The following is a 17985-nucleotide window of genomic DNA, read 5'->3' as shown; positions in this document are numbered from 1 at the left end:
GTTGAGACAAGGAGGCGAGGATGACGCGATCGGGCAGGCCCGCCGAGGGGTCGTGGACTGAGCATTACCCGGAACTGGGTACCGGTCCAATCTCGTTTCGGGACTCCACGTCCGAGGAATTCTACGAGCTGGAGCGCGAAGCCGTCTTCAAGCGCGCCTGGCTCAACGTCGCGCGGGTGGAGGAATTGCCCCGCGCCGGTAGTTATCTCACCAAGGAGATCGAGGTCGCTCGCAGCTCGGTGCTTCTGGTCAAGGGCCGCGACGAGCGTATCCGCGCGTTCTACAACGTATGCCGGCACCGCGGAAACAAGCTGGTGTGGAACGACTTTCCCGGCGACGAGACCCGCGGCACCTGCCGGCAGTTCACCTGCAAGTACCACGGCTGGCGCTATGGTCTGGACGGTGCGCTGACCTTCGTGCAGCAGCAGTCGGAGTTCTTCGACCTGAATCCGGCCGAGTACGGGCTGCGGGCGGTGCACTGCGACGTCTGGAACGGCTTTGTCTTCATCAACTTCGATGACGAACCACGCCAGAGTCTGCGGGAGTTCTTGGGGCCGATGATCACCGGCCTGGACGGCTATCCGTTCGACAAGCTGACCGAACGCTACGAGTGGGTGGCCCAGAACAACAGCAACTGGAAGATCTTCGCCGACGCGTTCCAGGAGTACTACCACGTCCCGTCGCTGCACCCGCAGCAGGTGCCCGCGGCGGTGCGCGACCCCAACGCCGGATTCACCTGCGGCCACTTCCAACTCGACGGGCCGCACCGGATGGTCTCGACAGCGGGACGGCGGCGCTGGCTACTGCCCGAGGAGTACATGTACCCGATCGAGCGGGCCACCCGCAGCGGGCTGGTGGGCCCGTGGCGCACCCCCGATATCGGCGAGCTGCCGGCCGGGCTCAACCCGGGCGGGATCGAACCGTGGGGGATCAGCAACTTCCAGATCTTCCCCAACATCGAAATCCTCGTCTACGGCGGCTGGTACCTGCTCTACCGCTACTGGCCAACATCGCACAACACCCACCGCTTCGAGGCCTACACCTACTTCCACCCCGCCCGCAGCGTGCGCGAGCGCATCGAGCACGAGGTCGCCGCGGTGGTGCTCAAGGAGTTCGCGCTGCAGGACGCCGGAATGCTCGGCGGGACCCAGGCCGCGCTGGAATACGGCATCGTCGACGACTTCCCGCTCAACGACCAGGAGATCCTGGTACGGCACCTGCACAAGGTGGTGGTCGACTGGGTCGAGGCGTACCGCCGCGAGAAGACGCCGGCGGGGGTCTGAGATGGCCGGCAACATGCTGCCCAGCGCGTTCGCAGAGCTGGAGAAGTACGCTCAAACTTGGTGTCTGGCAACGGAATCCGAACGCTGGAACGCCCGGGTGAACAGCACCATGCCGCAGTTGCGGGAGTTTTACGACGCCTTCTTTCCGCGCCTGGAGGAGGCCATCGAGTACTGCGACAAGTTTGCGCTCGACGGGTTGCCCGACGACGCGCTCAACCTGCTGCACCTGATCTATTCGCTGATCATGGTCGCCATGGCGGTGGAAGTCATGCATCAGCCGGTGCCGGTGGATGCCGCGGACGCCGTGATGGTCCGCACCGGTGAGCCGGTGCCCTGAACCCGCTGCGGCAGCTGTCTATAGAAAGGTTCGGCCATGAGTGTGCTCACCATCAACCAGCTCACCGAGTCGGTCGGTGCGGAGGTCTGCGGACTCGATCTCGCCGACGCGGCATCCGACGACTCGATCGGTGCGGCCATCCTCGACGCGCTGGAGGCCAATGGGGTGCTGGTCTTTCGGGGCCTGCAACTTGATCCCGAGGCGCAGGTCGCCTTTTGCCGGCGGCTCGGTGACATCGACCATTCGTCCGACGGGCATCACCCGGTGGCCGGCATCTACCCGATCACGCTGAATCCGGCGAAGAACTCGTCGGCGGCCTACTTGAAGGCCACGTTCGATTGGCACATCGACGGGTGCACGCCGCTCGGCGAGGAATACCCGCAGAAGGCCACCGTCCTGTCCGCCGTGCAGGTCGCCGAGTGGGGCGGGGAAACCGAATTCGCCAATTCCTACGCCGCATATGAGGCGCTCACGCCCGCGGAGCAGGAGCGCTTCGGGTCGCTGCGCGTGGTGCATTCGCTGGAAGCCTCCCAGCGGCGGGTGACCCCGGACCCGACGCCGGAGCAGTTGGCGCGCTGGCGATCCCGGCGCACCCATGAGCATCCGCTGGTGTGGACGCACCGCAGCGGCCGCAAATCGCTGGTGCTGGGCGCCTCGGCCGATTACGTCGTGGGCATGGACCCGGATGAAGGACGCGCGCTGCTGGCCGAGTTGCTCGACCGCGCCACCACCCCCGACCGGGTCTACAGTCACGCCTGGACGGTCGGGGACACCGTCATCTGGGACAACCGCGGGGTGCTGCACCGCGCGGCGCCGTATGACCCGAACTCGCGGCGGGAGATGCTGCGCACCACCGTATTGGGCGACGAACCCATCCAATAGCTTTTGCTATCGTCCCTTGCCATGTCACAGATGGACCGTCGCCGCATGCTGATGATGGCGGGATTCGGCGCGCTGGCGGCCGCCATTCCGGCCCCGGTGGCCGGGGCCGAGCCGGGCCCGGCGCCCGTGCCGGCCGCTCCCTCCGCCGGCACCACCGGGGCGTTCATCTGGCACGACGAGTTCGATGGGCCGGCCGGCTCGGCGCCCGACCCGTCGAAATGGGCGGTGTCGAATTTCCGGACGCCGATCAGGAACCCGGTCGGCTTCGACCAGCCGCAGTTTTGGGGCCAATACCGTGACAACCGCCAGAACGTCTTCCTGGACGGCAAATCCAACCTGGTGCTGCGCGCCACGAAGGACGGCGGCGGTTACTTCGGCGGCTTGGTGCACGGACTGTGGCGGGGCGGCGTGGGGACCACCTGGGAAGCGCGCATCAAGATGAACTGTCTCGCCCCCGGCATGTGGCCGGCCTGGTGGTTGTCGAACGACGATCCCGGCCGCAGCGGGGAGATCGACCTGATCGAGTGGTACGGGAACGGCACCTGGCCGTCGGGAACCACGGTGCACGCCAACCCGGACGGTACGGCGTTCGAGACCTTCCCGATCGGCGTCGACGCCGGCTGGCACAACTGGCGGGTCCGCTGGGACGCCACCGGCATGTACTTCTGGCTCGACTATGCCGACGGTGCCGCCCCGTACTTCTCCGTGCCGGCCACCGGCATCGAGGACCTGAACGAACCGATCCGCGAGTGGCCGTTCAACGATCCCGATTACACGGTGTTCCCGGTGCTGAACCTGGCCGTCGGAGGCTCCGGCGGGGGCGATCCCGCTGCCGGTTCGTACCCGCAGGAAATGCTGGTCGACTGGGTGCGAGTCTTCTGATTTTGATGCTGAGGCGAGTATCACCGCGTGTGCAAGGTGCGATCGGCCCCCGGCGCATGGTTCTATAAGACCGTTTGTGAAAGCACCCAGGGGGATGGCGCGAGTCGGAGAACCTGGCCGGGACAGGCCCCGATGGACCTCGAAGGGGCCTCGAACGGGAAATAAAGAACGGGTGGTACCTGAATGGATCGTCGGAGCATGTTGTTGACGACAGGCCTGGGCATGCTGGCCGCCGCGGCATCGATCCCGATCCCGGAGGCCCAGGCGCACCCGGCGCCGCCCCAGGCGCCGTCGGCCGGCCCGTCCGGGCCCTACCTCTTCGCCGATGAATTCGACGGACCGGCCGGGTCCGGTCCGGACCCGGCCAAATGGACCGTGCAGACCTGGCAGGATGACGTCTTCCCGCCGGTCGACGGGATCTACCGCAACGACCCAAGCAATGTCTTCCAGGACGGCAACTCCAATCTGGTGCTGCGCGCAACCAAAGATTTCAATGGCGCCTACTACAGCGGCAAACTGCGTGGCAATTGGCGCGGCATGATCGGCACCACCTGGGAATCGCGGATCAAGCTCGACTGCCTGAGCCCCGGGTTGTGGCCGTCGTTCTGGGCGGTCAACGAGGATCCATTGCCGGACGGTGAGGTCGACGTCTTCGAGTGGTACGGCAACGGCGACTGGGCCCCCGGCACCACGGTCCACGCGGCATCCAACGGCAAGACCTGGGAGGGCAAGTCGATCCCCGGTCTGGTGGACGGCAACTGGCACACCTGGCAGATGCGCTGGGACGTTGACGGTTTCAAGTTCTCGCGGGACGGCGCGCAGTACTTCGCCGTGCCGCCCAAGCCGATCCACGTGCACGGCGGCGCGCCCGACGATTTCCGGTGGCCTTTCAACAACCCCGGCTACTGGATGTCACCGATGTACACCCTCGCCGTCGGCGGCGTGGGCGCCGGCGATCCGGCCGGGGGCAACTTCCCGGCTTCGATGCTGATCGACTACATCCGCGTCTGGTAGCCGTCCTACCGGACGGCTTGAATGACCTGGACCAGGTTGAACTGCCAGCGCTCCACCAGGCGGAACCCCAGGTCGTGCGGCACCGCGAACGCCGGCGTCGCTCCGTAGAGCGGTCCCGGCGGCAGCGCTGAGCCCCGCTCGTGCGCGGGTACCGCCGCGTCGGCCTGGGTGATGATCCAGACGACCTTGCAATGACTCAGCGGCGCGGCGACGACCTCGGGGATCAGGTTGGTGTCGAACACGTCGTGGGTCTCGGTGGCCCGCTTCCACAGGGTCAGGTCGTTCAGTTTGCGGTAGACGTCGGGGCGGGCGGCCAGCAACGGCCGCATCGGCGCGGGCATGAAGGTCACCGTGTCGTTGACGAGCAGGCAGTCACCCGGCGCCGCCCGCGCCGAGATCAGGTCGGCGACCTGGCTGTAGTCCATCCCGTACTTAGCGTACGGGTTGCGTTGTGTCCGAAGATAATTCGGGATAGCGGCGATCGTCAGGAGCAGCACCAGGGCCACCGCCACCCAGGGTTTGGCGGCCACCGCGCCGACGCAGACCGCCAGTGCGATCGCCATCGCCGGGGCGGTGAAGGTCAGGTAGCGGGGCGTATAGATCGGATGTGCCAGCACCGACCCCAGGATGATCAGCGCGGTCGGTATCACCAGCCAGGCGATCGACAGGGTCAGCAACTGACGATCGGCCAGGGTGAAAGGCCGCGATGAGCGCACCCAGCACACGACGGCCGCGAGGACGATCAGCGCCGACAGGACCGCGAACACCGGATTGCGTTCGAAGTACTGCTGGATCACGACGTCCTCGATGGTGCGGTGACCGATCGGCGCGACCCATTTGATCTGGTGCGCCTGCCTGACTACGGCCAGCGCAAAGGGCGTCAGCGCGACCACCGCGACGCCTGCGGACACGGCGAACGGCAGCAGTACCTGTCGGCGTCGCTCGAAGACGTAGATGAAGAGCGCGTGCGCCACCAGTAGCAACACCAGATACAGGTCGAGCACGATCGAAAGGGCAAGTGCCACACCATAACTTGTCCACACCCAGCCGCTGCGGCGGCGCACGGCGTACACCAGCAGGACCGTCAGCCAGACCGCGGCTGTCATCGACATGGCCGACGGGCGCGCCTCGATGCCCGCCCAGGTCGTCCGGGGCAGAATCGCGCAGATCAGGCCCGCGACCACCGCGACGGTCCGGGACGACAACTGTCGGCCGAGCACTACCACCCCTGCCGCGGCGACACCGACGGCTATGCCGCTCGGTGCGCGGGACCAGAACTCGGTGGGTGGGACGATCAGGAACCAGCCGTGCATCAGCAGGTAGTAGAGGCCGTGAACGGCATCGACGTTGCCCACCATCTGCCATAACTGGCCGAGCGAGCGACTGTACGCGGCCGAGATCGTGGCCGCCTCGTCGTACCAGAACGAGGGCCGCGCGGCCCCGCCCAGGCTCACCGCGGCGGCCAACACACCAACCCACACCGGATCCCACGGATGGGGCCGCGACTCGTCTGCCACACCGGTCATGTTGCCAGGGTGGCCGGGAACGCTCGGTGAGCCAGGTATTCCTCAGTTAGTCAGGTACAGGTACCAGAGCCCGTCCGCGTGTTGACGGCAGTCCCAGTGGGTGTAGGCCGCATCGTTGTGGGTGATCTCGACATGCGGTCCGTCGGCCTGGCAGGCCGCCTCCGTTACGTAGTTGCCCTCCACCTGCACCTCGTCGGCGTTAGCCACGCCGACGGCGGTGGTCATGCAGCCCAAGGCCACGATGCCCGCGGTGACACCCGCTTTCACGTGGATTCTCATGTGTAGCCCCTTCCGAAGTCGTTGAATCGCTAGTTGCCCGAGCGGCCTCCGGCGAAACCTGTGCCACATCCCCATTCGAACGTATGATCGATTGGTGGGACGGCTCGCGTCGATCGGTTACAACGGACAGCCGGTCCGCGGTCCGTTCCGTCCGGTCCGCCCCCCGATCTCGGTGCTGGTCGATCTGACAGTGCTCTTCCCCCGTCAGCCGCACCGCACGGGGCGCTACCACCCGAACGGACTGCAGCTGCACAAGGTGGTGGAGGGCAAGCTCAGCTGCTGGGGCATCTGCGAGCAGGGCGACTGGTGGGGGCTGGTGACCTACCCGGTCGACTTCGGCTCCAAGCAGAAAACCGTGACGCATTGGATTCCGGCCTGGACGTTGCGTCGCAAGGCCGAGCGGCCGGCGCGGGAATAGAGTCTGTTCGTGGAGTTCCTGGTCGCGATGGCCACCGAGGTGCCCGACGGGCCAGGGGCGGCCCGCGCACCCGAGCTCGTAAGGCACAAGCGACTGTTGCGGTTGTGGCGCGTGCCCAGTCGGCCGGGCGAATCGCGCACCCTCGGCCTGTTTTCGGCCGCCGACGGGGACGAGTTCGAGCTGTTGTTGGCCGGGATGTCGGCGGCTGCCCGCGTCACGCCGCTAGGTGCCCACGACAACGACCCGGCTGCCGCCGGAGTGGTCGGCCGGCCCGGCAAGGGGCCCGAATTCCTGATCAGCATGACCCTGACGGTCCCCCCGGGCATCCCGGCAGCCGCCGTCGACGACGCCTGCGCACGCGAAGCCGAGCAGACTCGCGACCTGGCCGTCCGCGGGCATCTGCTGCGGCTCTGGACGTTGCCGGTCAGCCCGGACGGCCCGGGCACACTCGGCTTGTGGCGGGCCCGCGATCTCGGTGAGCTGGAAGCCATTTTGGAGTCGCTGCCGCTCTCGGGCTGGGTGACCATCGAGACCACGCCGCTGACTCCGCATCCCCAGGACCCGATCCGTTTGCTGTGACGGCGGTTAGGGTAGAGCCAATGAACCGGCGGCCCTGGCGACCCACGCGCAGCATCAGGAAGATCACCAACGGGCTTGGCGCCCTCGATCGGGAACTGTTCGAGGCGATCGCAGAGAGTCCCACTCCGCTACTCGACACGGCCATGCCGCCGCTGACCCGCGCGGCCGACCACTCCAAGCTGTGGTTCGCCATCGCCGGACTGTTGTTCGCGTCGGGAAAGCACTCCGCGCAACGCGGCGCCACCCGGGGTGTGGTGTCGCTGGGGGTGGCCAGCCTGCTGACCAACCAGGTCGCCAAGCGGGTCCGGCGACGTCCCCGGCCGCTGTACGAGTCGGTCCCGCTGGTCCGGCGCGTTCGGCGTCGGCCGACCTCGAACTCGTTGCCGTCCGGGCACTCCGCCAGTGCCGCCGCGTTCGCTGTCGGCGTGGGTCTGGAGAATCCGACCCTCGGCTTCGGACTGGCCCTGCTGGCCGGCCTGGTGGGGCTGTCGCGGGTTGCGGTCGGCGCGCACTATCCGGGTGACGTGGTCATCGGATTCGGGATCGGCGCCGGTGTGGCGATCAGCGGGAGCCGCCTGGTCCCGCCGATCGTGGAGACCGCTCTGCCCAGAACCGAACCACTTCGCGTCGAGGTCCCGGAGCGGCCCGATGGCGCCGGCGTGGTCCTGGTGGTCAACCCGGCCTCCGGTAGCGGCACCGGGGCACGCGTGGCGGACGATGTCCGCACCGAGCTGCCCGAGATGGAGATTGTCGAACTCGATCCCGACGAGGACCCGCTGCCGGTGCTGCGCCAGGTCGCCGAACGAGCCGAAGTGCTGGCGGTCGGTGGTGGCGACGGGACCGTGTCGACGGCCGCGGCGGTTGCCGCCGAGGCGGGCCTGCCGCTGGCGGTCTTCCCGGCCGGAACGTTCAACCACTTTGCTAAGGACATCGGTTGTGACACCGTCGCCAAGACCGTCGAGGCGATCCGGCGCGGCACCGTGGCGCGCGTCGACCTGGTGTGTCTGAACGGAAGCAAGATGATGGTCAACACCGCCAGCATCGGCGCCTATCCCGCGTTCGTGCAGGAGCGCGAAAAACTGGAGAAGCGCATCGGCAAGCCGCTGGCCGGGATGTACGCGATGCTGCACACGTTGCGCAACGGACAGCCGGTGCGCATCCGGTACGACAACAAGACCCTGCAGACCTCGCTGTTCTTCGTCGGCAATTCCCTCTACCTGCCAACGGGATTCGCGCCGTCGCGGCGCACCCGGATGGACGACGGGCTGATCGACGTGCGAATCCTGGAAACCGGCCGTCGGCTGTCCCGGACCCGGATCCTGGCCGCGCTGATCCTCGGCCGGCTGGAACGCAGCCCGCTGTATCACGAGATGCAGGTGCCGGAATTCACGTTCACCACCGTCGACGGACCCACCGTGGTCGCCCACGACGGCGAGATCGGCGAGGAGTACGGCGAAGTCACTTTCGCCGCTAAGTACCGGGCGCTGGCGGTGTACCGGCCGCTGTCCCTCATTCGGTGAGATCCCTCAGTCGCCGGTAGCGTTCGGACACCGCCGGGGTCGGGTCGCAGAGGTACTCGTCGGTCGGCGGGGGTTTCCAGGAGGGCGGGCCCGGGGCTCCGCTCAGCGCCCAGGCAGCCTGCCGGGCCGCGCCCAGCGCGACATACTCGGCGGCGGCCGGCACCAGCACGGGCATCCCGAACACCGCGGGTGCGATCTGGCGCACCGCCGGGGACTGGGCGCCGCCACCGATGAGCAGGATGCGGCGCGCCGCCACGCCGTGCGTGGTGAGGTGGGCCAGGCCGTCGGCGAGCGCGCACAGCAGTCCCTCGACGGCGGCCCTGGCTACGTTGGCGGGTGTGGAGTTGGACACCCGCAGGCCGTGCATCGCGCCGGTGGTGTTGGGGCGGTTGGGTGTTCGCTCGCCTTCCAGGTACGGCACCAGGACCAGACCTTCGCTACCCGGCGGGGCCGACAGCGCCAGCCGGGACAGTTCGGCGTGGTCGACGTGCAACATCGACGCGGCCGCATCGAGCACCCGTGCGGCGTTCAGTGTGCACACCAGCGGGAGGTATTGCCCTGTCCCGTCGGCGAATCCGGCCACATAGCCGTTCGGGTCGCGGACCGGTCCGGCGGCCACGGCGCACACCACGCCCGAGGTGCCGATCGAGACGATGACGTCCCCCTCGCCGGCGCCGAGACCGAGTGCGGCGGCGGCGTTGTCCCCCAGTCCGACGCCGAAGTGCATTGCCCCGCAGCTGATTCGGTCACCCGGGGTTAGTACTGTCGGCAACTGGGGTCGGCGGCCGCGCAGCGCCAGCTCGAGTAGGTCGAGGCGGTAGGCACCGGTGCCCGCGTCGTAGTAGCCGGTGCCACTGGCGTCGCTGCGGTCGGTGGTCAGCGAGACGATATCGGTGGCGCCGCGCAGGCGCCAGGTCAGCCAATCGTGGGGGAGGCAGACGGCCGCGGTGCGCTCGGCATGCTGCGGTTCGTGATCGGCCAGCCAGCGCAGTTTGGCCACGGTGATCGCGGCCAGCGGCACCAAACCGACCGCCTCCACCCAGGCTTGCGGGCCGCCGAGTTCGTCGGTCAGGGCACGGGCGGCCTCGGCGGAGCGCACGTCGTTCCACAGCAGTGCCGGCCGGACCACGCGGCCGCCGGGGTCGAGGCACACCATGCCGTGTTGTTGCGCCCCAACCGCGACCGCGGCGACATCATCGAAGCCCCCGGCGGCGGCGATAGCCTGACGCGCAGCCGATTCCCAAGCCGCGGGGTCGATTTCGGTGCCGCCCGGGTGGGCGGCCCGGCCCTTGCGCACCACCTCGCCGGTGTCGGCGTCGCACACCACGACCTTGCAGGACTGGGTCGAGGAGTCGACGCCGGCGACCAGCGTCATTGGTCAAAGCCGTCCACTCCGAAACAGCCAATGCCGGTGCTGATTCGGCTCCGGTCGTAGCCCGGGACCGGGACCCCTAGTTCGTGCAGATGTGTTGCGCGAAGTTTCACACCGGCACCTCGCTGCCGTGCCGGCGGTATGCCGACGGAGGCCGGCCCCAGGCGGAGCGGAAGGCTCGGGTGAACGAACTCGCGCTGTCGAAGCCGACCCGGGTGGCCACCTGAAGAACGCTCAGCCCGGGGTCGGCGAGCAGCGCGGCGGCCTGCATCAACCGTGCCTGTTGCGTGTAATCCCGCCAGGTCATTCGCAATTCGCGGTGGCAGAGCCGGCGCAGCGATCGGGATGACATGCCCGCCGCCGCGGCGGCCTGCTCAAGGGTGATGTCCGACAGGGCATTACGGGTGCACTTGAGGGCCGCCGCAAGCTGCGGATGGGAGGTGGTGGGCAAGCTGAACGGGCTACGCGCTTGTAGGAGTTCGGCCAGCAGTTCGGCGAAGCACCGGAAGTACGCGTCGGCGACGGCATCGGAGGAGTCGCGATCGATGGGCCAGCGGCAAGCGTAGATGATCATCTGCCGGATCAGCGGTGAGACCAGCACGATCCCCGCTGCGGGGTGGGTGGTCCGGAGCTGGGACGGGTCCAGGAATATCGACACCGAACGCACCCGCGTGTCGATGGTGCTGATGTGCCCGAGTCCGGCGGGAATCCATGCAGCCTGCCGCTCGGACAGCACGTAAGCGCCCGCGTCGGTTTCGACTTCCAGCACGCCCTGGACGACGTATTCCACTTGGTGCAGGTCGTGGGCGTGCTTGGTGGTGGTCACCCGTTGTCCTTCGTAGACGAACGCCCCCGCGCTGCAGGTGCCGCCCCGGCGCATGTCGAGCAGCCCCGTGTTGTCCGTTTCGGACCAGGATGTGGCCGTTCGTGCAGAGAAAGTCATCGCCGATCGATGGTACGACTTGGAGTCATGTCAGGGCAGTCCTTTACCCCCGCCGCCGGAGATCCGAAGTACACCAAGTACTACGACACCGTCATCGCGCTCATGACTCGTGAGGAGCGGTGGCGTTCGGCGGCCATCGACCGGCTCGGGCTGCGGTCCGGTGATGTCGTCGTCGATGTCGGTTGCGGCACCGGGTCGTTGGCGGTCAGGATGAAGCGCGCCCAGGCGGGTGCGCGCGTGATCGGGGTGGACCCTGATCCGGAAGTGCTCGCGATCGCGCGGCAGAAGGTACGCAAGGCCGGCGTCGACGTCGAGTTCATCCAAGGCATGGGGGACCGGGCCGCTGACCTCGTCGGGCCCGGGACGGCCAACAAGGTCATCTCCAGTCTGGTCCTGCATCAGTGTCCGGTGCCGATGAAGGAAGCGATCATCGCCAACATGTTCCGGCTGTTGCGGCCCGGTGGTGAGTTGGTGATCGCCGACTTCGGACGCCAGCGCGGCGTCCTGATGCGGTCGGGATTCCGATTTGTGCAATGGGCCGACGGCAAGGAAGACACCCAACCGAACGCCGACGGGATTCTGCCGGAACTGATTGACCGCGCCGGCTTCGTGGATGCCGTCGAGGCCGAAGTGGTCCGGACCGTCTCGGGATCGATCTCGATCTACCATGCCCGGCGGACCTTTCCAGCAAACGGGGACAAGGCGCCGCCGAACGGCTAACCTTGGCAAATGTCACTTCCGAAGGCCGCGAAGGCGTTGGCCGTCCTGTGCGCCGTGGTCATCCTCGTCGCCGGTTGCAGCAAATCGACCCAACAATCGTCGTCCAATGAGGGCAGCCCTGGCGGCCGGGGCTCGACCGGCTCCTCCGGTGCCAGTGCGCCCGCACCGACCGGAGCCATGTTCACCAACGCGATGCCGTGGACTGCCGACATATCCGGCGCCGCTAAAGCCGACAAGTCCGACGCCATCATCGCGGCGCTGACCGCAGCCGGCGGATGGGGAACCGGAGCCTTCCAGATCGACTTCTCCATCCCCGTTTTCTATGCGGACAGCAACGCACGCCGGATGCGGGTGGTCGGGACCAATGAGTACTGCTTCGGTGGCCCGGACTGCGATTCCGTTCCCGCGCAGATGCCAGTGCCGGCAAACGCCTATTTCGAGGGCTCGAAGAATCTGAACTGCGACACCACCGGCGCTACCGACGGCCAGTCCGACTGCCACCTCCTAGTGGTCGATCGCGACCAACACAAGCTCTACGAGGTCTATCACGGCGGACAATCCGGCCAAAACATCGCTGCGGAAGGCTTTTTCATCTGGGACCTGGCCAAGAAATACCCCGAGACACTGCGCGGGGACCAGTGCACCAGCGCCGACGCTGCCGGCTTCCCGATCGCCGCGATGACCCCTACCGCCGACGAAGTCGCTTCCGGCGCAATCAATCACGCGATCCGGTTCATTCTGCCGAACGATCGGATGAAGGCCGGGGTCTACGTCCGGCCCGCCACGCACGCGGGCGGACCGGAAAGCGAGGAACCGAACGCTCCGCCCTACGGGGTGCACTTTCGGCTGCGTGCCGACTTCGACGACACCGGCTTCTCACCGTCTCAGCGGGTGGTCATCACCGCGTTGAAGAAGTACGGGATGTTGCTTGCCGATGGTGGCCAGGTGCCGCTCACCTTCGCCGACGACCGCACCAGCACGAAGAAGTGGGCCGACCTGGGCATCGACGCTCAGACATTCGGAGGCATCACGGCCGATCAGTTCGAGGTGGTCAACCTCGGCTCCGAGATCAAGCTCACCTACGAGTGCGTGCGTAACCACTGATCTCAGCCGCCCCTCGTTTGGGCGTTGCGTCGATGGGTACCGCAACGTCACCACGGAGGGAGCGCGCGCGTGAATCAACTTGATGCCGCAAAGAAAATAGTCGGAGCCGTCACCAAGATCATCGACCCGCAGCCTCGGCCGGCCACCGCGCAGACGGTCACCATCGGTTGCTCCGCAGAGCGGGTTGCGGAGTTCTGGCGCGATCCCGCCCAGCTCTCGGTCGTGCTCGGCGACATCGGCACGGTGGAATCCGCAGGCGGCGAGACATATCGCTGGCGGTTAACGGACGAACCGGACGTGGCGTGGGAGTCCAGATTGGCCACCGATGCAGGCGCTACCCGCTTCATCGGCACCGGGGACGACAACGAACTCTCGATCAACTATCGACCGGCCCCCCGCGATATGGGCACCGAGGTGACATTGCGCGTCAAAACCCCGGCGCCGGGGCTGTTGTCCGGAGCCGCGGCTTACAAGGTGCTCTACCGTTTGCGCGCGCTGCTGCAGACCGGTGAGGTGCCGACCATCAAGTCCAATCCCAGCGCGCGAAGTTCCGCGCGATAATTTCCGAGGAGACCTGAGAGTATGCGCGCACTGTGCTGGAACGGCGTCAACGACTTGTCCGTAGAAACTGTCGACGACCCGAAGATCCTCAACCCGCACGATGTCATCGTCGAAGTCCGGCTGACCACCACGTGCGGGTCAGACCTGCACTTCATCGACGGCTACCTCCCCGGTATGCGCGAAGGTGACGTGTTCGGACACGAATTCATGGGGGTGGTCGTCGAAACTGGAGTTGAAGTGCGCGAGACAAAGGTCGGCGACCGCGTGGTGGTGCCGTCGTTCATCGCCTGCGACCACTGCTGGTATTGCGAACACGAAATGTACGCATGCTGCGACACCACAAATCCGAACGCCGAACTCCAGCAGCCACTGCTGGGTTATCCCTCCGGGGGAATCTACGGCTACACACACCCGTTCGGCGGTTATGCGGGTTCGCACGCCCAATATGTCCGCGTTCCCTTCGGGGACGCGAATTGCTTTGCGATACCTGGGGATATCACGGACGAACAGGCACTGTTCCTATCCGACGCGGTGCCCACCGGCTTCATGGGTGCCGACTTCTGCGACATTGCCGGTGGTGACACGGTCGCGGTGTGGGGCGCCGGCGGTGTCGGGTTGATGGCCGCCCGCAGTGCACTGTTGCTGGGAGCCGAGCGTGCCATTGTCATCGACCGAATTCCGGAGCGGTTGGCATTGGCGCGCAACGAGTTCGGCTTGGAAACCATTGACTACAGTGCTGCGGACAGCGTCCACGAGACGCTGCGGGAGATGACCGGCGGGCGCGGTCCGGACGCGTGCGTCGATGCCGTAGGCATGGAAGGTCACGGCACCGGTGTCCAACAGCTGTACGACAAGGCCAAGCAAATACTGCGAATGGAGACCGACCGGGCCACGGCGCTGCGCCAGGCGATCCTGGCCTGCCGAAAGGGCGGAGTGGTGTCGGTGCTCGGCGTGTACGGGCTCACCGACAAGTTCCCGATGGGCGTGCTGACGAACAAGGGTTTGACGCTCAAGACTTCGCAGCAGCACGGTCAGCGCTACATGGCCCGGTTGTTCGACTACGTCGAGCAGGGCGATCTCGACCCCGCCAAGTTGATCACGCACGACCTCCCGCTTGAGGAGGGCGTGCGTGCCTACGACCTGTTCAAGAACAAGCAGGACAACTGTATTCGGGTGGCGATGCGGCCCTGACGGGCGCCGGCAGCAACTCGGCGTGCACGGTCCGGCCGAACTTGGAGCGCATCAACCGATGTGCCATCGGCACCAGGATGCCATGCAGGAACGGGTACTTCCGCCGCAGCAGGCGCGCTGCCGCTCGATCCTCCGCACCCTCGAGTAACCGCACGGCACCAGGCTGCACTGGGCCGTCCGGCTTGCCCTTACCGGTGGCGGCTCCGAATTCGACGCGTGGGTTACGCCGCAACCGGCGCACCTTCAACGAGCGCTCGAAGCTGCGGAAGTAGGCGCGATCCCCGTCCACCACGATGCTGACCGGGCTGGTGCCGGCCGTGCCGTCCTTGCGAAAGGTGGTGAGATTGATGGTCTTCTGCCGCACGAACGGTGCCAGCTTTCGGTCGGTGGCGACAGCGACCGCGCCCAGCACATAGTCCAGTTGCTGCAGCCGCAGGACAAACGCCACGACCAGCAGCACCGTCATCGCACCCAGCATCCACGCCTGGGCGACCGAACCACCCAGCGGCAAATCCAGCACATGGTTGACGGTGTGCACCGTGTTCGCCACGATCATCGCGGCGAGCGCCGTGGCCAGCGCGTCGGCCCAGATCAATGCGAGCAGTAGCGCGACGCCCAGGCCCAACTGAAACGCACCGAGATCGTGCAAAAAGTGCTGGTGGGTGGGGAATTGGACGATCTTGGCGAACGAAGCCGGATCGACCAGGCACCAGATTCCGATTCCGAAGGTGAAAACACCGGTCAAGGCGGTGGCCGCCACCATAACCAGCCGTGTGGCAGTGGTTGAACTTTTCCTCATGCCGGTTAGACGACACAGCCGAGGAGAACGTGACACGATCACCGGGCCGAGGAGGAGGAACCCCAGCCCGGTGACCGCGGTCCCGGTTATCGCTTGTCAGCTGTTGGCGCGTTCCGCCTGCCGGTTTTCTTTCTCGGTGTCGGCCAGGTCGTCCAACCGGTTTGCCTCGACCCGCTTGCTCCGAGCCACCTCGCGCTTATCCTCGGCGTGGTCGATCTTGGCGTCGGCGGCCTTGGCCGCGGACTTCTCAGCGGCCGCCGTCTTCTCCTCCACCCGCCGCTTGGCCGATTCGGCGACTTGCTTGCGGTTGGAAGCCACCGCCTCAGCTCGCTCTTTGGCTGCGGCACTGCGCTTTTGGGCCGACTGCGTGGCCTCTCGCTTGCGCTCCTCGGCGGCGTTACGCGCCTCCGTAACCTGTTGCTCCGTCGCCGCGCGCGCCTCTTGCTGGTCCTCGATCGCCTGGTCGCGCGCCTGCTTGAGCTTGGTTTCGGCCTGCTGTTTCCTGGTTTGCGCCTGGGCGTCGAGTTGGGCGGCGCGCCCGAGCGTCTGACTCCGCTCGATGAGGGCAGTGCCCCGCTCGACGAGTTGCGGATCGTGGATCGCATTGCCGACGGTGCTGTCGAGCATGCCCAGTGCGCGCTCGTAGAACAGCCTCGCCGGGGCCTCCGTCGGAGCACGCGTCACCACGCGATCCTGGATGACCTGCAACGGGAACCGGGCGAGCTGATACTGAAAGCGCAATACTGCGAATGGAAGTTGTGACAACGACATGGTCTTGCTCCTATGTTTGGCTGAGTCTGGCCGACCCTCTGAAGGGTTGGCGCCTTTTACAGGTTCTTGGCTTCGCGGCGAAGGCGGTCGGCTTCTGATTCTTCGGCGGCTGCCACCTGGACGTCGCTCTGATGCTCGGCGGCCGCCTCGACCACGTCCTCGGCGGCGTCGCGAAGTTCTTCTTGCTCCTCGGCTTTGGCGTGCTGCACCTCGCGTTGCGCCTCCACTTCGGCCTGCGTCTGCTGGGCCGCGGCACTCCGCTGCGCAGCTTCCTCGGCAGCCCGCTGCTGCGCGGCTTGCTGAGCTTCGATCTGATTCTCCGCGGCCTGCGCTTTTGCGTTGGCTTCTGCCCTCTCCTCGGTAGCCGCACGCCGGGTTTCGGCTTCCTTCTCCCGGGCCTGCTCGGTCTGGGCGTCGGCAATTGCCTGAATTGTGTTGGCTTCCTTGCGTTCCTGGGCCTGCGTCTGGTCGAGCTGTCCCTCCGCGGTCAACGAATCATTGCCGGTGACCGCGCCGACGACCTCCTTCGCCTTGCCCTTGACCGTATCGACCAGGCCCTTGCGCGCTTCGCTGGCCGTGTTGTGCTCACTCATCCAAGAATCTCCTTTAGGCATTAGCCACGAATATGAAGTGAATTGGCTTCAAGCCTGTTGTTCCACACATCTTGGAGCCCAAAACACCTACGGCCGAACTCATACCGTGCTACGGCGCATGACTTCGTTTGGCTACCAGCGATATCCGGTAGACGATGTTGCTTGGTTTGTACCCTGCGTCAGGATTTGGCGAGAGTGAACTGCGCGACGTCGGTGTAGCCCTCGCGGAACAGTTCGGCACAACCGGTCAGGTACTTCATGTACCGGTCGTAGACCTCTTGCGACTGAACGGCGATGGCCTCGTCGCGTTTCGATTCGAGCGTCTCCGCCCACGTGTCGAGGGTGCGGGCGTAGTGCAGCCGCAGCTGTTGTATGCGCTCGACCGTGAAGCCCGCGCGCTCCGCGTGCTCCACCACGCCCTTGGCCTGCGGCAGGTCTCCACCGGGGAAAATCTCGTCCATGATGAATTTCATGAACCGCAGCTTGGTCATGGTGATGGGCAGTCCGCGGTCGGCGAATTCCTCGTCGCTGGGTTTGATGATGGTGTGCAGCAGCATCACGCCGTCCGCCGGAAGCGCCCGATGCGCCATCGCGAAGAAGTCGGTGTAGCGGTCACGGCCGAAGTGCTCGAAGGCGCCGATCGACACGATCCGATCGACCTTCTCGTCGAATTGCTCCCAGCCCTGCAGTAGCACCCTCTTGCTGCGTTGACTCGGATGCTCGTCGAGCCGGCGCTGGGTGTGCGCCTGCTGATTGCGGCTCAGCGTCAGGCCGACCACATTGACGTCGTAGCGCTCCAGCGCCCGGATGATGGTGGTGCCCCAGCCGCAGCCGATGTCGAGCAGCGTCATGCCCGGCTCGAGGCCGAGTTTCCCGAGTGAAAGGTCGACCTTGGCGAGTTGCGCCTCTTCCAGCGACATGTCGTCGCGTTCGAAGTAGGCGCAGCTGTAGGTCCGCGTTGGATCCAGAAACAGCTTGAAGAACTCGTCGGACAGGTCATAGTGCGCCTGCACATCGTCAAAATGTGGTTCCAAGCTGGCGGACTTACTTTGCTCTTCTGGCATCAAACAACTTTCGATTTCGATTTGCACTGAGCTTAGCCGCACGCGGCCGCACTACTTCCACTCGTTTCGTGCGATGGGCCCGCGCAGGGTTATTTCCGCTGCTAGTGGGCATAACAAGTGCTGTTTGAGACGGGTTGGGAGCTCGGT

Annotated in this window: 20 protein-coding genes; 12 read left to right on the top strand and 8 right to left on the bottom strand. The window is 66.2% G+C overall.

What is annotated here, in order from left to right:
- The first annotated feature begins 20 nt into the window (after positions 1–20).
- The 5 genes from A5645_RS18350 to A5645_RS18330 all read left to right on the top strand — a co-directional run bounded on the left by A5645_RS18350 (position 21) and on the right by A5645_RS18330 (position 4398).
- Positions 21–1283, top strand: coding sequence for an aromatic ring-hydroxylating oxygenase subunit alpha (locus A5645_RS18350; RefSeq protein ID WP_065130588.1), 1263 nt, complete (start codon positions 21–23; stop codon positions 1281–1283).
- A 1-nt stretch (position 1284) separates the two neighbouring features.
- On the top strand, positions 1285–1620 hold the full coding sequence (locus tag A5645_RS18345; protein ID WP_065037248.1) for a hypothetical protein: 336 nt from the start codon (positions 1285–1287) through the stop codon (positions 1618–1620).
- A 36-nt stretch (positions 1621–1656) separates the two neighbouring features.
- Positions 1657–2502, top strand: a complete 846-nt coding sequence (locus A5645_RS18340) for a TauD/TfdA dioxygenase family protein (protein WP_065037247.1) — start codon at positions 1657–1659, stop codon at positions 2500–2502.
- Between the two features lie 21 nt (positions 2503–2523).
- Entirely contained in the window at positions 2524–3384 is an 861-nt protein-coding gene (locus tag A5645_RS18335; RefSeq protein ID WP_155768069.1) for a glycoside hydrolase family 16 protein, read from the top strand.
- A 183-nt stretch (positions 3385–3567) separates the two neighbouring features.
- Complete coding sequence (locus tag A5645_RS18330; protein ID WP_065130587.1) at positions 3568–4398, top strand: glycoside hydrolase family 16 protein; 831 nt, start codon at positions 3568–3570, stop codon at positions 4396–4398.
- 5 nt (positions 4399–4403) lie between these two features.
- Here the strand turns inward: A5645_RS18330 and A5645_RS18325 are convergent, their stop codons facing one another.
- Together A5645_RS18325 and A5645_RS18320 are read right to left on the bottom strand one after the other, a co-directional pair.
- Positions 4404–5924: a glycosyltransferase family 39 protein gene (locus A5645_RS18325; RefSeq protein ID WP_065130586.1), complete on the bottom strand. Its 1521-nt coding sequence runs from the start codon at positions 5922–5924 to the stop codon at positions 4404–4406.
- Between the two features lie 42 nt (positions 5925–5966).
- On the bottom strand, positions 5967–6203 hold the full coding sequence (locus A5645_RS18320; protein ID WP_065130610.1) for a hypothetical protein: 237 nt from the start codon (positions 6201–6203) through the stop codon (positions 5967–5969).
- 94 nt (positions 6204–6297) lie between these two features.
- On the opposite strand from A5645_RS18320, the gene A5645_RS18315 reads away from it, so the two are divergent.
- From A5645_RS18315 to A5645_RS18305, 3 genes are read left to right on the top strand one after another with little or no spacing between them, the layout of a single operon-like run.
- A complete protein-coding gene (locus A5645_RS18315; RefSeq protein ID WP_065037244.1) occupies positions 6298–6621 on the top strand; it encodes a hypothetical protein in 324 nt (107 codons plus the stop codon).
- Positions 6622–6630: 9 nt separating this feature from the next.
- A complete protein-coding gene (locus tag A5645_RS18310) occupies positions 6631–7200 on the top strand; it encodes a muconolactone Delta-isomerase family protein (protein ID WP_065130585.1) in 570 nt (189 codons plus the stop codon).
- A 20-nt stretch (positions 7201–7220) separates the two neighbouring features.
- On the top strand, positions 7221–8720 hold the full coding sequence (locus A5645_RS18305; RefSeq protein ID WP_065130584.1) for a bifunctional phosphatase PAP2/diacylglycerol kinase family protein: 1500 nt from the start codon (positions 7221–7223) through the stop codon (positions 8718–8720).
- Here the strand turns inward: A5645_RS18305 and xylB are convergent.
- Positions 8710–10095 (bottom strand): xylulokinase, encoded by a 1386-nt coding sequence (xylB, locus tag A5645_RS18300; RefSeq protein ID WP_065130583.1) that lies wholly within the window; start codon positions 10093–10095, stop codon positions 8710–8712. The genes A5645_RS18305 and xylB overlap by 11 nt on opposite strands.
- A gap of 106 nt (positions 10096–10201) precedes the next feature.
- A complete protein-coding gene (locus A5645_RS18295; protein WP_065130582.1) occupies positions 10202–11035 on the bottom strand; it encodes an AraC family transcriptional regulator in 834 nt (277 codons plus the stop codon).
- Positions 11036–11062: 27 nt separating this feature from the next.
- Between A5645_RS18295 and A5645_RS18290 the strand changes: the two genes are divergently transcribed.
- The 4 genes from A5645_RS18290 to A5645_RS18275 all read left to right on the top strand — a co-directional run bounded on the left by A5645_RS18290 (position 11063) and on the right by A5645_RS18275 (position 14611).
- Positions 11063–11755, top strand: coding sequence for a class I SAM-dependent methyltransferase (locus A5645_RS18290; RefSeq protein ID WP_065037239.1), 693 nt, complete (start codon positions 11063–11065; stop codon positions 11753–11755).
- A gap of 9 nt (positions 11756–11764) precedes the next feature.
- Positions 11765–12859 (top strand): hypothetical protein, encoded by a 1095-nt coding sequence (locus A5645_RS18285; RefSeq protein ID WP_065130581.1) that lies wholly within the window; start codon positions 11765–11767, stop codon positions 12857–12859.
- 69 nt (positions 12860–12928) lie between these two features.
- Positions 12929–13420 carry an SRPBCC family protein gene (locus A5645_RS18280; RefSeq protein ID WP_065130580.1) on the top strand — a complete coding sequence of 164 codons (492 nt, stop codon included), beginning with the start codon at positions 12929–12931 and terminating at the stop codon, positions 13418–13420.
- Between the two features lie 21 nt (positions 13421–13441).
- Positions 13442–14611, top strand: coding sequence for a zinc-dependent alcohol dehydrogenase (locus tag A5645_RS18275; RefSeq protein WP_065130579.1), 1170 nt, complete (start codon positions 13442–13444; stop codon positions 14609–14611).
- On the opposite strand, the gene A5645_RS18270 is transcribed toward A5645_RS18275, so the two are convergent.
- The 4 genes from A5645_RS18270 to A5645_RS18255 form a co-directional block, all read right to left on the bottom strand.
- The gene (locus A5645_RS18270; RefSeq protein ID WP_253867051.1) at positions 14565–15374 is read right to left on the bottom strand and encodes a PPOX class F420-dependent oxidoreductase; all 810 of its coding nucleotides are present in this window, start codon (positions 15372–15374) and stop codon (positions 14565–14567) included. The two genes, A5645_RS18275 and A5645_RS18270, sit on opposite strands and share 47 nt — an antisense overlap.
- 132 nt (positions 15375–15506) lie before the next feature.
- A complete protein-coding gene (locus tag A5645_RS18265) occupies positions 15507–16118 on the bottom strand; it encodes an IF2 family translation initiation factor (RefSeq protein ID WP_253867049.1) in 612 nt (203 codons plus the stop codon).
- A 119-nt stretch (positions 16119–16237) separates the two neighbouring features.
- Positions 16238–16774 carry a CsbD family protein gene (locus A5645_RS18260; protein WP_065037233.1) on the bottom strand — a complete coding sequence of 179 codons (537 nt, stop codon included), beginning with the start codon at positions 16772–16774 and terminating at the stop codon, positions 16238–16240.
- Positions 16775–16953: 179 nt separating this feature from the next.
- Positions 16954–17838, bottom strand: coding sequence for a cyclopropane mycolic acid synthase family methyltransferase (locus A5645_RS18255; protein ID WP_065037232.1), 885 nt, complete (start codon positions 17836–17838; stop codon positions 16954–16956).
- Between the last annotated feature and the right edge of the window lie 147 nt (positions 17839–17985).

This window comes from Mycobacterium asiaticum, from assembly GCF_001673635.1.
Classification (GTDB): domain Bacteria; phylum Actinomycetota; class Actinomycetes; order Mycobacteriales; family Mycobacteriaceae; genus Mycobacterium; species Mycobacterium asiaticum_C.
The sequence above is the reverse complement of the archived record's forward strand: the minus strand, read 5'-3'. Positions and strand labels throughout refer to the sequence as shown.